The organism is Methanocalculus chunghsingensis (assembly GCF_018132105.1).
GTDB lineage: Archaea > Halobacteriota > Methanomicrobia > Methanomicrobiales > Methanocorpusculaceae > Methanocalculus > Methanocalculus chunghsingensis.
Map to the genome: position 1 here is coordinate 57,368 of NZ_JWHL01000001.1, position 14,701 is coordinate 72,068.

Genomic DNA, 14,701 nt, shown 5'->3' on the forward strand with positions numbered 1-14,701 from the left:
TCATCGGCATTTATGGGTAAATAGTCGTTGTTCCCTCTTTAATCTCATCTACTTTCCCTATAAACCGAATTGGCTTACCCTGCTCTGAAGGAAAGTTCAGAATAAGTAACGTCGGCTCTGCAGGCCTGATATTAATAAACTCATAATTATTATTGTTGACCTGATCTACCTTGGTTTCGTTCTCGACAATCAGTCGTGTCTGGCTGCCTCCCCCTGTTCCAACTGATTTAAATCTGAGTGTTGACTGGTAATTGGTAAATGATGTGATCCAGCTGTCAACAAGGTATCCTGAAACGAGGATATTATTAACATAGATTTCCGTTGCATCGCCTGAGAACGACCATCCCTTATTACCGACAGAGAAGATATCCGCAGATCCCTGATTGACATTCCTGAAAAATATCGATACGGCATCTCCAAGATTGAGATTCATCTTCCCGGTTGTACTGCGTATGAGATAGGAATTCGTACTATTGATGGTGATATTAACCCATCCGGTAATATAGGTCTGTCCGGTCGGACCCCGTTCCAGCCGTGTAAAATAGACCGCATCATTATCAAGCTGGTCAGAGAAATAATCAACATAATTATCCTCCAGGTATTCCTGGGCGTATTCATCGAGCTCCTCCTGTGTACACCCTCCTCCCGGACCTGGTGTCGGTGCTGGTCCCGGTGTGATTGGGGGGGCGCCGGGAATAATCCTGATTTCTCGAATCAGATTCTTCTGCCCTCCCCGAAGGGAAATAAGTTGTATCCTTTCAGGCTCCTCATTAATACCTCCGATACTTCTCCTTTCACCTATTCTCCAGAGCGGCTGCACTTCTTCGAAGTCTTTTGGATCTGGATCGTTATCTAGCAAAATCTGAAACTCACCACCCACCATATCATCCCCACCATCATGGTAAAGATAGAGTGTGCCATTATCGTAGCTGGCAAGTACATTTAGCTCCTGAAGTTGGACAGGGGGTGGCTGGGAGAGAAATCCGACCCCAATAATTGCAACTGCAAGGACAACCAGGGAAACGAGAAGGATTGAGCCTACCAGTTCTGATACCGCATCACTCTTTCTCATCATTCTGCTCCAGTTGCAACAGACTGTAATGACACGTTATAACGCACTGTTCTATAATGTATTCCGGTGGTCAATTGTGGGTCAATACTGACAATTTTGATGCTTTGGTCAAGGGTAATGGGACATTCAGACTCTGTTAATCCAGCCTGAATCCGCTCCTCCCGAAGAGTTTTCCACCAACCTTCTGCATCCTTCAGATCCGTGAGGTAGAACTCAATCCTTACATCCGAATTTGATAGAGGCTCATACTCAATAACGGAATCAAGCTCTGTGTCAATTCGCACGGGCCCCTGGCCACTGATTCCAGCCCTGCCGCCTTCAACAACCTGAATAACTGTGATGTAAATATCAATCAAGCCGGCATCTTTTTTAAAGTTAATTAACGGGGCAACACGGCTAACCGTTCCAATATTTGGCTGTTTTAAAAATACGCCCCCCATTTGATAGTAATATGTTTGTGAAACCCAGTAATTATTCGCAGTTTCATACTCCAGTCTTCCCAATGAAAAATTGATTGATTCACCATCAACATGTATCTCAATACGCTCTTGCCCGCCGTCTGCATCATAATTCCGAACCGCAATCCCCCCCGTCGATCCTATCGGGCGCATCAGCGGCATAAATAACCCCCCTGCCTGTGTCGCCCCCCCCTGCGACCCGAGCACCAGGGAATTTGAAAAGGTCATCCCGGTCAGTGCCTTATCCTCCCCATGATTGATCCAGAGCGAATCTGCCGTCACCTTATACTGCGTAAACCAGTCACGGACATAATTCATATGCTCGATCTCCTGCTGCCGCCCCTCTGCCGGGATGACATACGTCATCCAGATCGAGAGAAATATCGTTATCAGCGCGAGGATCAGGATAAACCCGATAACCTCTGAGAGGGCATCATCTGCATGTCGTCTATCGGACCGGTTCGGTCGCCTCAGCATAAAGGTAGATGGCATCATAATTATTAATAATCTACTCATCAGGGCCATCAACCAATTGCCTCGCCGGTTACTGTTTTACTCCCCGGCGCACAATAGTAATGAGAACTTCATGAATCCATCTCCGACAGACCACTATCCAGAGAATCCATCCGAAAACATCATCCCTGATCTCCCAAGTGAGGGCTGCATCCTCTGCCACCATGGTGCCAAGCTCGTCCTCTTCATCACCGGCCTATGTGACCGGACCTGCTGGTACTGCCCCCTCTCAATCGAACGAAAAGATCTCGATGTCATCTTTGCAAATGATCGGGAGGTTTTCTCAGATGCCGGAATCATCGCAGAAGCAGAGGCGATGGATGCCCTTGGCACCGGGGTGACCGGAGGTGAGCCGCTCCTTGTCCGTAATCGTGTCGTCTCATACTGCCGGCTCTTGAAAGACCACTTCGGATCCGATCACCAGATACATCTCTATACCGGCCGTGCCCCGACAGAAGCGGACCTCTCTGCTCTCTCAGGAATTGTCGATGAGATCCGGATGCACCCGCCGTATGAGGTCTGGGATCATATCATGGAGACCGATTACCCACAATCCGCACGCCTCGCAAAAGAGATGGGATTTGCCATCGGCATTGAGGTACCTTCCCTTCAGGGGATCGGCAATCTCAAACCGATGCTCCCGCTCCTTGACTTCTTCAATATCAATGAGCTCGAATGGGGCGAGACCTGTGCCGATGAGATGCGACGGCGGGGAATGGAGCCGACTGATGATCTTCATAATGCAATCGAGGGTGCTGCCGGGTGGGCAGAAGAGATCACCGGCGATCCAAAGGTCCATTTCTGTTCATCAGGGTTCAAGGACTCTGTCCAGCTTCGGATGCGTCTCATCCGGATCGCAACCATGACCGCCCGCCCCTTCGATGATATCACCGAGGATGGCACCATCACCTATGGGATCATCAGATCTGATCGAGACCTGACAGAGATCATCGCGGAGTTTGATGATGAGAGTTATGAGATGCAGCAGGATGGCAGTTGTGAATGTGCATGGTGGTTACTGGATGAACTTACAGAGGTCTCAGGACTTGATCTCTCTATCATCGAGCGGTATCCGAACAAGGGGATGATCGTTGAGGTGAACCCACTGTGAGTCTCCGATCACTCCTGGAGCCGGTCTACTATCGAATCCTCAGGAATAGCCTTACCCATATCCCAAACCATATCGCCATCATCCAGGATGGAAACCGGCGGTATGCAAAGGAATTAGGACTCAAAAATGGCTATGGGCATCGTCAGGGTGCGAACACAACCGAGACGATGCTTGACTGGGCACGGGAGTTTGGGATCAGACATATCACTCTCTATGCCTTCTCAACTGAGAATTTTAAGAGAAGCGAAGAAGAGCTCGCTGAACTCTTTGCCCTCTTCAAGGATCGTTTTCTGAAGGTCCTCACTGACGAGCGTGTGCATAAAAATAAAATCCGTGTCAGGATGGTTGGTGATAGGTCACTCCTGCCTGATGATCTACTTACATGCATAGAAAATGCAGAAGAAGCGACAAAAGAGTACAGTAATCACTTTCTGAATGTTGCTGTTGCCTATGGTGGGAGAAATGAGATCGTCCATGCTGCCCGTCGGCTGGTTCAGCGGGTGAAGGAAGGGGGGCTGAGACCTGATGAAATCACCCCGGCCATGGTTGAGGCAAATCTCTATGGGGGTCTGGGGCTTCCGCCGGTTGATCTCATCATCAGGACGGGGAACGATTTCCGGACATCCAATTTCCTCCCCTGGCTTGCTAACGGCAATGAATCGTCCGTCTATTTCTGTGCCCCGTACTGGCCGCAGTTCCGAAAGATTGATCTCCTCAGGGCAATCAGGGTCTTTGATCAGCGGAGGAGCTCATGCTCCAAATCTTCTTGTTCGTGACTGGTAATCACGGAGTGCCCGTAGAAAATCCGTCTTTCTGAAGAACTTCCAGTTCATATCAAGGAAGAATAGTTCTGAATAGACTGACTGCCAGATGAGGAAGTCGGTCAGATGGCTCCCCCCGGTCTTGATAATGAGATCTGGTGCACATCTGAAGGTGAGGTGCTCCTCGATCATCTCCTCGGTGACATCGCATGGATCCACTCCCTCTTCTGCTATCCTCCGGATACTCTCGGTCACCTCCCATCGACCACTTTTCCCGATGACGACCATGACACAGAGCCCTTTTCCAGCCTCAACATACTCTTCATCCTGGTGAAGGTGAAGATGGGCGATCTGTGAGATCTTTCTGATCTCCTCAATAAATGGCTCACAGGATGTGGGATCCTCAGTATCGATATGAAAAGTCACCATCCTGATGCCTGTTACTTCAAGAGACCATGAGACGATATCATAGATCCGTTCCGGGGCTGATATGAGATCATCGATCGTGAGCATGAAGCAGATCTCGGATGGAGCCGTTGTGAGATTCTTCAGGAGCAGATATTCATAGATTTTATGTATCATCGGCAGAAGTCCATCAGTTCATTAATTGATTTGGTATTCAGAATATCATCAGCCCTGCACCATCCCCTCCGTGCCGTCAGTACCCCATAACGCATATGTGCATATTCCAGAGGTCGGTGGGCATCAGTTCCTATGGCGATCGTAACTCCTAACTCTATTGCATTCTTCAGATAAATATCATCAAGGTCGAGCCTGTAAGGTGAGGCGTTCAGCTCCAACGCCGTCTCCGTATCCCTGGCAGCTGCAAGTATTCTGGGCATATCAATGGAGGACGGTTCTCTCCTCCCGATGAGCCGGCCGGTCGGGTGACCGATGATATCGACATGCTCGTTCTCCATCGCTGTGATCATCCGCCTGGTGATACTATCTGTATCCTGATGGAGCACTGAATGGATTGAGGCGATGACACAGTCGAGATCAGAGAGTACCGCATCCGGAAGCCCAAGGCGCCCGTCTGATAGAATATCCACCTCGATCCCCTTCAGGATCTGGCATGTATGATCCCTGTTGACAATCTCAATCTCATGATCCTGTCTCTTCAACCCCTCTGGTGAGAGGCCGCGTGCAACGCCGAGAGATGCTGAATGATCTGAACAGAGGATATATTCATAGGAGAGTTGATCACCAAGCCCTGCCATTTCGCTGATGGTCATTGTTCCATCCGATCCGGTCGAATGTGCATGAAGATCTCCTCGAATGTTCTTCAGCTCGACAAGAAACGGAAGTGTATCAGATTCTGCCCTGGCGACCTCCCCACGGTCCTCGCGAAGTTCAGGGGGGACAAAGGAGAGGCCGAGCCTTCTGAAGACCATCTCCTCGTCAGGACACTTGATGAGTTCCTTTGTTCTCTGGTCAAGGAGGCCGTATTCATTCAGTCGAAGCCCACGGGAGATTGCCCTTTCCCGAAGCCGGATGTTAAACTCTTTCGATCCGGTGAGGTAGAGGAGTGTCGCACCATACTCTGCAGGGTCTGCAAAACGGATATCGATCCTCTTTCCTTTAAAGAAGATCGAAGTCTTTTTCATACCCTCATCGATCATCTCTGAAGCAATCTCTCTCAGCCTGGGGTTTACGGATACCGCCGGATTGGTCGTGACAATGTCGATATCTCCTATCGTACTCCGTCCTCTGCGGAGCGATCCCGCAAATGAATACCTTCCAGGGGGGAGGACTGAAATAATCTCTTCTCCGATCGCTTCTGCTTCTGAGAGGAGCATTCTTCCGGATCTGTTTTTATGGACGGCGATAGCACGGAGAATCTCTTCTTCCTTCTTATCACCGAGCCCTCTGATCGTCCGTATCCGGTGACTCCGGGCTGCGGCCTCCAGCTCCTGAATCGAGGTGATATTCAGATGTCTCCAGAGTTTCTGGACAGTTTTTGGGCCAATTCCATCGATCTCAAGAAGCTCCGGAAGCTGTGGGGGAATCTTCTCCATCAATGATTCAAGCTCATTGCAGGTACCGGTCTCAACGATCGAGATGATCGCATCAGCGATGCCTTTTCCGATTCCTCTGACCTGCAGGAGATCAGCCCGGCTCATACTGCTGATCGGCTGAAGTGACTGCCGCACCGCTTCCGCCCCCCTCTGATATGCTCGGATTTTAAAGGTGTTTTCATCCATGATGAGGAGCAGCTGCGCAATCTGCTCAAGCTGATCGGCGACTCCGGCGTTCTCACCCCGTCCCATGATGGGTAATTGACAGTTTTAATTAATAGAATCATCCATTTGACGTCCGTTCAACATAAGATGATATGTCAATATGCGATTCGATAGAGAATTTCTATGGTCGCTTATTCCGTTCTCTTCAAAAGGTTTGTTAAAGATTGAATAGTATACATTCATCATCAAATGTACAGCTACCAGTTTGGTATCCCGGCACTGGATGAACAACTCGGTGGTCTTGTATCTGGTGCGAATGTCCTGATACTCGCTCCCCCGCTCTCCGGTGCTGAGAGAATTGCATATAATCTCTCCTTCCCTGCAAAGGGTGAATACTGCGTTCTGTTATCTGCGGATGAACGGGCCGCCGAGGTTGCGAACTACTTTAAACTGAATGGAACCGAGAGACGATCACTTGCAATAATTGACGCTATTACAAAAAGCGATGCCCCGAATGTTCCTGATACCGAAAGGATGAAGTTCATCGCCAGCCCGGTTGACCTCACCGGGATTAGCATTAAGATGAGCAAGGTCTTCTCCGGCATTGTGGATGAGAGCCTGAAGAACCCGACTCCGGGTGTTTTTCCCCCGCCGATACGGTTCTGCATTAACTCACTCTCGACGTTTCTGATGTACCGAAAGCTTGAGGTGATGTATCAGTTTCTCCATGTCATCTCAGCAAAACTGAAAAAAAATGAGTGGATTGGATTTTATGTCCTGAATAATGAATCATTTGATGCACGAACCATCTCAGTCATCAAGCAGCTGATGAATGGTGTTGTTGAGGTGAGGGAAGGAGAGAAGAGTTTTGAACTTCGGGTGATTGGTCTTGGGGGGCGAATGACCCCGTGGCTGCCCTATACATTTGATCCCAATGGGAAGCTGGTGGTGGAAGGATGATATATACCGGTATAGACGCGCTTGATGGGCTATTGGAGGGGGGTGTACAAGATGGAAGCCAGGTCCTCTTTGCAATAGAACCGGAGGCGGATGGTCAGCATTTTATGATCACCATGCTTCATACAGCAGTTGTTGCAGGAAAAAAAACACTTGTTGTAGCTCCATTCACACGTAAAGACGCTTACCTTGTTGAGGTCGCTGCCCAGAGCCGGTATCACCTCGACTGTTACAAGGACCTCATATGGTACATTGATATGACTGAGGTCGAAACGATCACAGAGTCACATCCGGATCCAGAGGGTCGAAAACAGGTCTGGATTGATAGGATCCAGAATCTTGTCAATCAGGAGAAGATTGAAGTGATCTTTGTGTATCTGGATCTCCTCTCGGATCAGTTCGGGTTTGACGGTGCTGTCTCCATATTTCAGACAAAACAGTTTGATCATCCTGTCACTGTCATTTTTGAATATTTCAATCTTTTCGGGACAGAGATGCTGGACACCCTGATCGATGAGACCCCTTTCAATCTTGTCGTCACCCTTCATGCCGGATCCGGCATCGTCTCATTCTTTAACTTCTTCTCAATCCATACCGTCTCATGGCTCTCGCTCCCGTCCCGTTCCCTCCCCTATGTCGCAACTGAGGGCCATATCATCCCATATATTCCAAAGATCGTCGTCACCGGCCCTCCGGATACCGGGAAATCCACATTTGTCAGAAATGTCTCAGAGGCGGGGATGTCGGTCGATCGCCTTGGCCTCCTCGGAACGCCGACAACGGTTGCCCTTGATATCGGACATATGGCAAGTAAGGGTTTTGACATCAACATCTATGGCACCCCTGGCCAGGAACGGTTTGATCCGATCATCCCGCAGCTTGCCAGGAATGCGATGGGGGTCATCCTGATGGTCGATGTCACACGACCTGATCTGATGCCCCGGGCCAGGGAATTAAAAGGAATTGTCGAAGGGAATACTGTTGTTCCGATCATCGTTGTTGCAAATAAGGCGGATCTCACTTATTCGGTGACAGAAGAGATGATACGATCAGAACTACAGATTCGGGATGACACACCAGTATTCTTTATATCTGCCATCGAGCGAAAGCAGTGTCGTGATGTCATCAACTCGATGGTTGATCAGATAACGAAATTTTCATTCTGAGGGTATTCAATGTTGACATTCATCGGACTCGGGCTCTATGACGAAAAAGACATCTCCTGTAAGGGTCTCTCTGCAATCCGTACAGCCGACGCGGTTTTTCTTGAGTATTACACATCCCGGTTGATGGGAACCGATATCCCTTCGATGGAGGCACTCTATCAGAAAAAAATCCACCTCCTCTCCCGGGAGGATGTCGAACAGCATCCCGACCCCATCCTCGATGCTGCTGCAGTGGGATCTGTTGTCTTTCTGACAGGAGGAGATACGATGGTCTCAACAACACATGCTGATCTCCGGATCCGTGCTGCGGAGCGGGGGATCCCCACGCAGATCATCCATGGAGCTTCTATCTCAAGTGCTGTCTGCGGCCTCTCCGGCCTTCAGAACTATCGCTTTGGAAAGTCCTGCTCTCTCCCCTTCCCCCATGGAAGATGGATGCCGACGACACCCGTTGAGGTGATTGCCACAAACCTCGCCCAGAATCTTCATACCATCGTCTATCTTGATATCCAGAATACGCGGTACATGCAGATACCTGAAGCGATTGTGATCATCGAGGAGATAGCTGAAAAGAAAGGGATAGAGATACCGCTGTATGTCGGGATAGCCCGGGCAGGGTCTGATAATCCGGTTGTCCTGGCCGGGGGAGCTGATACGCTCGCCTCATCCGATTTTGGTCCCCCCCTCCATATCCTGGTGGTTCCAGCTGAGCTGCATATGATGGAGCGTGAGTTTCTGGAACGGTTTGCCGGTCTTGCCCCATCACCATGACCTCCCCTCTTCTCTCTCTCTTTGAAAGGTATACGCAGGCACTTGAAGATGCAGAGCCTCTTCCGCCCTCTTCATCTCCTTACAGGGTTGTTGCAGATCAGATTCTGGAGATGGCCTTGGCGTACCAGAGTGATGGGAAGATCTTCCTTCGGTCCGATGATCCGGTTAATGCGCTTGCCGCCTGGTGTTATGGTTACGGATGGCTCGATGCAGGCCGGTATCTTGGTATTATATCAGGATCTGATTTATTTCCGGAGATCAGCCTCCTGCATGGGACCATACCAACATCAGATCATGACAAACTCGATGAGAAGCGATCACGGTATCAACGTATGATCGCTTCTGCGCTCACCTCAATTGAGCATGCTCCGGATGAATCAAGCTTTTTATCGTCCGTATCCGCTGATATAAACACAATTGCAATAGAGTGGTTAAAGGCAGGAGAGTTGTGTATTATTGAAGGAAAATCTGAATCAGCGCTTGCTGCCTTCAGTTACGGGTATGGCTGGCTTGATGTCGGCGTCCGGGCCGGACTTTTTCGGATTACCGGAGATCGACATCTTTTCACAGCCTGAATTCAGAAGATGTTTTTACTTTGTCGCCTAATCGTTGAGGAAGACATTCGATCATTTTGGTAATGATACATGAATCAGCAGCATAAAAAATGGATCTGGATCTCTGTCGGCCTCAGCACCGTCTTCCTTCTGGGCTTACTGTACTTCACTTATGATGAATCGACATTTATCGCTCTCCAGAACCTTAGTCTGACGATCCTTCTGCTGGCGCTCTTCTGTCATCTCCTGGCCCTGCTCTGCTGGTCACTTCGTGTCAAAATGATGAGTTATTCTCTTGGCTATCATGTCGGCTTCCTCCATTGTTTCAATCTTGTCTGTGCAAATCTTCTTGTGGCGGCCATCACCCCGTCCCAGGCAGGAGGCGAGCCTGTCCGGATTCATGAACTCTATCGGGCTGATGTCAAGCTTGGGGATGCAACGGCAATTGTGATCATGGAACGGGTTCTTGATGGGATCGTCCTTGGTCTGGGTGGTGTCATCTCTCTCTTCCTTCTTGGCAGTGTCTGGCAGTCAATTGATCTCCCCCCGGCTCTTACCACGCTGATATATCTCAGCTGGTTCCTCGTGACGATATGTCTCGTCATCTTTGTCATATCTGTCAGAAATCCGTTCTTTTTGAAACGCCTCATCAGGGGTATCTCCCGTCTCCTGACGAAAAAGTGGGATCTGGCACGTGTCGAGCGGTTTCTGGAGAAGGTCGATCGAGAGGTTGATAACTTTCACTATAGCCTTGGTAAATTTATTGGACGAGGAAAATTTGGTCTCTTCATCGGTCTCATCATGACCTGCTTCTTCTGGTTTTTCCAGTTTATCATCGCTTCCATTCTTCTCATCGGACTTGGAGTCGGGCCCCATTATCTGGAATCTTTCGTCTCACAGCTGATCATTGCCGTCATCATGATGATTCCTCTGACTCCTGGTGGCGCCGGTGTTGCCGAGGTCTCCATCTCAACGGTGTATGGCCTCTTCATCAGCACGTCTGTTCTCGGTGTTTTCGTCCTTCTCTGGCGGTTGATCCTCTATTACCTGAATATAATCCTTGGTCTTGTTGCAAGCCTCATCATTGTGAGGCGTGAAGTTGGCTCAATAGAGGATGACCAACAACTTCATAATACCTGACCGCATCTGAGACGGTATGGAGCTGGTCACCTGTCAGGTTCAGGGAGTCTATTTCGCAAGTAGCGAATTTGGGGTGGCTCCGGTTGTTCTTCTTGAAACTCCCGAACATCTCTATATACCCATTTTTATCGGAATATATGAGGCAATATCTATCAATAACGCACTCAACGGGCCACGCTCTGCCCGGCCGATGACGCATGATCTCTTTGCCGACACCCTCCAGCAACTTGGGGCTACAATTCGGGAGGTTACAATTGATACGCTTGAAGATGGTGTCTATTATGCAACAATCTCCCTGGATTTTGGATCAGGGGATCTCTCTATTGACTGTCGCCCAAGTGATGGGATCGCCCTTGCCGTCCGGTTGCAATCTCCGGTTCTGGTGGATGATATGCTTTTGAAAGATGCAGCAGTACCATCTGATATGTTGCCGGAGATGCGTGATATCGACGCAGGTTTTGGATAAGAAAAAGAGAAGATGATCTCAGTGGATCATATCAGTCATGAAGATTCATTCCGGCTCTTCGTTTTGATAATTCTTCTTTAATCAGGTCAAAATGTATGTCTGCCGCCTTGAGGCTCACCATAAGGTGAAATATGAGATCCGCCGCTTCTGAAACGCTCCGTTCGGCATCACCGTTTTTAATGGCAAGGATATATTCGACTGCCTCTTCTCCTACCTTCTCGAGGGGTTTGTCAATGCCCTTTTCATGGTAAAGGAGAGTTCGGACGTATGATCGTTTCTCATCTGAACCTGCCGCCCGCTCTTCTATAACCTTCCAGAGCTCGTCAAAGATATCAGGCTGCATGCTCTTCCTCAACTGATATCTCACCGTAATCTGGTCCAAGGAACCTACGGGTGATAATCCGGGCTTTTTCTATAGTGCAGCCTCCTTTACCAATAGCAATACCGACATCACTTTTACTTCTGACGGTGATACCAATTCCATTATGCTCATTTTCTGAAAGATGTACAGCGGTCACTTCTGCTGGTTTGAAGATGTTTCTGATAAACTCAGTCGGATCTTCTGTATACTCGACCATTTCAATCCGTTTACCAAGTACTTTCTGCATTTTTCTGATATTGTCGCCATGCTTTCCAATAGCGATCCCCATATCCCCCGGTTGTATAATATATATCACGCGATCAAATCGGTCATCGATGATACAGTCGATTGCAGTTGATTTGGTGAGGATACGGAGCTCTTCTATATAACGGCGTTCTTTAAAACTTATTGTACGCTCCATTGTTCTATCCTGGTTTTTCTATTGAATAGGTACCTATTGTAGATCAGAGCCATTAAGCATTTGTATTCATCTGGTGCTATTCGATGGTATATCACACCACATTAACTATGGTTTTCACCATGAGCAGATTCCTTCAAAAATAGGGAGAGGGGTGGACAAATACCCAGCTCTTTAACAGAGATATGTTATAGAGACAGTCGCTGTAACCTTCACTTCACCGGGTTCAATCGGAGTTTCTGCCCTCTCCACTGCTCCTGCGGCCATCATACTGTCGTACATCCGGTTTGCAACCGGGTAATATCCCCCACCAATGGTCACTTCCTTCACATCCCGGACAGTAAGGCCGAGTGCCGCTGCAACAACATCAGCGTCGGCACGTGATTCAGCAACCGCATTCTGCAGGGCTGCAGCTCTCAATGCCTTCTCCTTCTCGTCACTTAACGTAAATGAGATATAATTTACATTATTTGCCCCGTTCTCAACGGCAATATCGATGATCTCGCCTGCACGGGTAGTATCCTTCAGTGTCACGAGGAGTGTATTTGTGACCCGGTAGACCTCAATCTGTTCTTCAGCAGGGAGGCGCATCCCTGTTTTGGGATCGACGCTCTTGCTCACCTTATAGATCGAATACCCGGTTGTTTTCATATCCTCACTTGTCAGTCCCGCACGCTCCAGTGCATCCATCGCGCTGCTCATCTGGTTGGCGTTATCACGCTGGGCTACCCTGACATCGGCATGCTCGGTTATGACGGCAAGGGATATCTCCACACGATCCGGGGTGGTGACCACCTCACCGTTACCCTGAGTGTGGATGAGACGTTCGTTCGAATCGACTGCCGCAGTTACCGGCAGGGTGACAATACTGATCACCAGAAGGATGATCAGCACTGGAACTAATGACTTCAGCTGCATAGCGATCATACAATCAACGGCTCTCGTATATGATATAGGTTCCTTATACTGCGAATAAATTTGAAGTTAAATGCGGAAAAAGACATTAAATGGGCTTATTTCTCTTCTGCTATCAGTATGATGATCTATATTCATCTACAAGAAGATAAACGTAATAAGCAGAGTCATATGCAGGATCTTATCGCTTTCTTCACTCTCGGTCTCATCATCGGGCTGACCGGAACCCTTGCTCCAGGCCCCACATTGATCGGCACCATCAATGAGGCGGTTGCATCAGGATGGCGCGCAGGCCCCCTCGTTACTATTGGCCATGCGATCGTCGAGATCGGAATTGTGCTTCTTATCATCGGAGGTCTTGGCTCGTATATCGGTTCAGTGACAGGACTTATCAGTCTCTTCGGTGGGCTGGCCCTCATCATCTTCGGGTACCTGACGCTGACTTCTGCACGGATGGCTGTCATACCCACAGCCGATGCCGGGATCAGCACCGGCCGGCCGATCATTGTTGGGATGCTGACGAGCATTTCTAATCCCTATTTCTGGATCTGGTGGCTCTCCATCGGGGCGGCTCTTCTCTGGAGCTCACTTGAAGCAGGTCTGATAGCGGGGGTCTTGTTTATCGCCGGCCACTGGGTGGCGGATATCGGCTGGCTGACACTCGTATCAGCAAGCATACATAAAGGAAGATTCTTCCTTTCAGAAAGAGAATATCGTCTGATCCTCTCAGCATGTGGTTTTTTCCTGCTGATCTTCGGATTCTGGTTCCTCTTCAGTTTCTTTACATTGCCTTCCTCCGGCTAAGTCCGAAGGAATTCCTGCATTGTTGAAAAAAATGTGGAATTAATGGTACATGCGGTACAGTTCCCACTCATCGATGACAGTCCCGTTTGGAAGGATAGCAACGCCATACTCGCCATCAGGCCCTGATCGTATCTCATATTCGTAGCCGAGTTCTTTTACAAAGAGTGCGGCAGGGTTTGGCATTCCAATCATTCCACTCGCTGCCTCTTCGATGGAGATGATGGTGATTGGCTGGCCCCACTGCTGGATGGTGACGATATCCCGCTCAATGGTGCCGGTAAAGGAAACATGTAATCCATCCACCTTATGTTCATCGGCAAGATTCAGTGGGAGATACTGCCCCCCTTCATCTGCGATGATCCCATAAAACCCGCCTTCAAGATCAATATAGGTGATTGTACCTGTTCCTGCGATGATATCCTCAGACTCATGAAGAGATATCGCGATGATCTCAACCGGTTCTCCCCACATATAGATCGTTGCTACATCCTGTGGCTCTGCTTCAAAGGAGACCATGAGTCCATCCACCTCAAATCCTTCATCAAGGTTCAATGGAAGATACTGTCTGCCATCTTCAGCGACGATTCCATAGAAGCCACCCTCAAGATCAATATAGGTGACAACACCCGTCGTTCTGATGTACTGCTCTTCCTCCTCTTTGACGATACTGGTGATCCAGAGTGGCGTTCCCCACTGCTGTATCGTTACCAGATCATCTCTTATCTCCCCGGCAAAGAGGACGTCTGTTCCATCAACTTTGAGCTCCTCAGGGAGGTTTGTGGGGAGGTACTCTGTTCCATCATCGGCAATGATTCCGTAGAACCCGCCTTCAAGATCGATGTATGTCACAACACCGATACCACTGACCTCAACGGGCGGCTCTTCTGTGACACAGCCTGAAGCAAGGAGGAAGCAGGCTGCCAGAACCACAACCGCTCCAACAATAATTTTTCCTCTCATATCTATCATGAGGAGGATGGTTCTTCTGATAATAAATATATGCCTTTAACTGCGACCATTTCCGCAGTTATCCGCGTATATTCAACGAATT

General features: G+C 48.9%; 17 protein-coding genes. 9 read left to right on the top strand and 8 right to left on the bottom strand.

What is annotated here, in order from left to right:
* Positions 1–10: 10 nt before the first annotated feature.
* Positions 11–1,075 carry a type IV pilin gene (locus tag RJ53_RS00320; protein ID WP_211529616.1) on the bottom strand — a complete coding sequence of 355 codons (1,065 nt, stop codon included), beginning with the start codon at positions 1,073–1,075 and terminating at the stop codon, positions 11–13.
* Entirely contained in the window at positions 1,072–1,896 is an 825-nt protein-coding gene (locus RJ53_RS00325; protein WP_246495900.1) for a hypothetical protein, read from the bottom strand. The genes RJ53_RS00320 and RJ53_RS00325 overlap by 4 nt, the downstream gene beginning before the upstream one ends.
* Before the next feature lie 220 nt (positions 1,897–2,116).
* Between RJ53_RS00325 and RJ53_RS00330 the strand changes: the two genes are divergently transcribed.
* Both RJ53_RS00330 and uppS read left to right on the top strand, forming a co-directional pair.
* On the top strand, positions 2,117–3,154 hold the full coding sequence (locus RJ53_RS00330; protein WP_211529618.1) for a radical SAM protein: 1,038 nt from the start codon (positions 2,117–2,119) through the stop codon (positions 3,152–3,154).
* Positions 3,151–3,930, top strand: coding sequence for a polyprenyl diphosphate synthase (uppS, locus tag RJ53_RS00335; RefSeq protein ID WP_211529619.1), 780 nt, complete (start codon positions 3,151–3,153; stop codon positions 3,928–3,930). Before RJ53_RS00330 ends, uppS begins: the two co-directional genes overlap by 4 nt.
* Here the strand turns inward: uppS and RJ53_RS00340 are convergent.
* Both RJ53_RS00340 and polX read right to left on the bottom strand, forming a co-directional pair.
* On the bottom strand, positions 3,904–4,497 hold the full coding sequence (locus tag RJ53_RS00340) for an undecaprenyl diphosphate synthase family protein (RefSeq protein ID WP_211529620.1): 594 nt from the start codon (positions 4,495–4,497) through the stop codon (positions 3,904–3,906). The genes uppS and RJ53_RS00340 overlap by 27 nt on opposite strands.
* Positions 4,494–6,185, bottom strand: coding sequence for a DNA polymerase/3'-5' exonuclease PolX (polX, locus tag RJ53_RS00345; protein ID WP_211529621.1), 1,692 nt, complete (start codon positions 6,183–6,185; stop codon positions 4,494–4,496). The genes RJ53_RS00340 and polX overlap by 4 nt, the downstream gene beginning before the upstream one ends.
* A 162-nt stretch (positions 6,186–6,347) precedes the next feature.
* Here polX and RJ53_RS00350 point away from each other — a divergent pair, with 162 nt between their 5' ends.
* From RJ53_RS00350 to RJ53_RS00375, 6 genes are all read left to right on the top strand, one after another.
* A complete protein-coding gene (locus tag RJ53_RS00350) occupies positions 6,348–7,058 on the top strand; it encodes an RAD55 family ATPase (RefSeq protein WP_211529622.1) in 711 nt (236 codons plus the stop codon).
* Entirely contained in the window at positions 7,055–8,221 is a 1,167-nt protein-coding gene (locus RJ53_RS00355; RefSeq protein ID WP_211529623.1) for a GTP-binding protein, read from the top strand. The genes RJ53_RS00350 and RJ53_RS00355 overlap by 4 nt, the downstream gene beginning before the upstream one ends.
* Positions 8,222–8,230: 9 nt before the next feature.
* Complete coding sequence (dph5, locus tag RJ53_RS00360) at positions 8,231–8,992, top strand: diphthine synthase (RefSeq protein ID WP_211529624.1); 762 nt, start codon at positions 8,231–8,233, stop codon at positions 8,990–8,992.
* Positions 8,989–9,567, top strand: coding sequence for a DUF357 domain-containing protein (locus RJ53_RS00365; protein WP_211529625.1), 579 nt, complete (start codon positions 8,989–8,991; stop codon positions 9,565–9,567). The genes dph5 and RJ53_RS00365 overlap by 4 nt, the downstream gene beginning before the upstream one ends.
* Before the next feature lie 69 nt (positions 9,568–9,636).
* Positions 9,637–10,686 (top strand): lysylphosphatidylglycerol synthase transmembrane domain-containing protein, encoded by a 1,050-nt coding sequence (locus RJ53_RS00370; protein WP_211529626.1) that lies wholly within the window; start codon positions 9,637–9,639, stop codon positions 10,684–10,686.
* A 16-nt stretch (positions 10,687–10,702) separates the two neighbouring features.
* Complete coding sequence (locus tag RJ53_RS00375; RefSeq protein ID WP_211529627.1) at positions 10,703–11,152, top strand: bifunctional nuclease family protein; 450 nt, start codon at positions 10,703–10,705, stop codon at positions 11,150–11,152.
* A gap of 31 nt (positions 11,153–11,183) precedes the next feature.
* On the opposite strand, the gene hisE is transcribed toward RJ53_RS00375, so the two are convergent.
* The 3 genes from hisE to RJ53_RS00390 all read right to left on the bottom strand — a co-directional run bounded on the left by hisE (position 11,184) and on the right by RJ53_RS00390 (position 12,858).
* Positions 11,184–11,495 (bottom strand): phosphoribosyl-ATP diphosphatase, encoded by a 312-nt coding sequence (gene hisE / locus RJ53_RS00380; RefSeq protein ID WP_211529628.1) that lies wholly within the window; start codon positions 11,493–11,495, stop codon positions 11,184–11,186.
* The gene (locus RJ53_RS00385) at positions 11,485–11,934 is read right to left on the bottom strand and encodes a NusA-like transcription termination signal-binding factor (protein WP_211529629.1); all 450 of its coding nucleotides are present in this window, start codon (positions 11,932–11,934) and stop codon (positions 11,485–11,487) included. Before RJ53_RS00385 ends, hisE begins: the two co-directional genes overlap by 11 nt.
* A 171-nt stretch (positions 11,935–12,105) precedes the next feature.
* Positions 12,106–12,858 (bottom strand): SIMPL domain-containing protein, encoded by a 753-nt coding sequence (locus tag RJ53_RS00390; RefSeq protein ID WP_211529630.1) that lies wholly within the window; start codon positions 12,856–12,858, stop codon positions 12,106–12,108.
* A gap of 159 nt (positions 12,859–13,017) precedes the next feature.
* On the opposite strand from RJ53_RS00390, the gene RJ53_RS00395 reads away from it, so the two are divergent.
* Positions 13,018–13,650: a LysE family transporter gene (locus tag RJ53_RS00395; RefSeq protein WP_211529631.1), complete on the top strand. Its 633-nt coding sequence runs from the start codon at positions 13,018–13,020 to the stop codon at positions 13,648–13,650.
* 39 nt (positions 13,651–13,689) lie between these two features.
* Here the strand turns inward: RJ53_RS00395 and RJ53_RS00400 are convergent, their stop codons facing one another.
* Complete coding sequence (locus RJ53_RS00400; protein WP_211529632.1) at positions 13,690–14,619, bottom strand: putative hemolysin; 930 nt, start codon at positions 14,617–14,619, stop codon at positions 13,690–13,692.
* Positions 14,620–14,701: the final 82 nt, after the last annotated feature.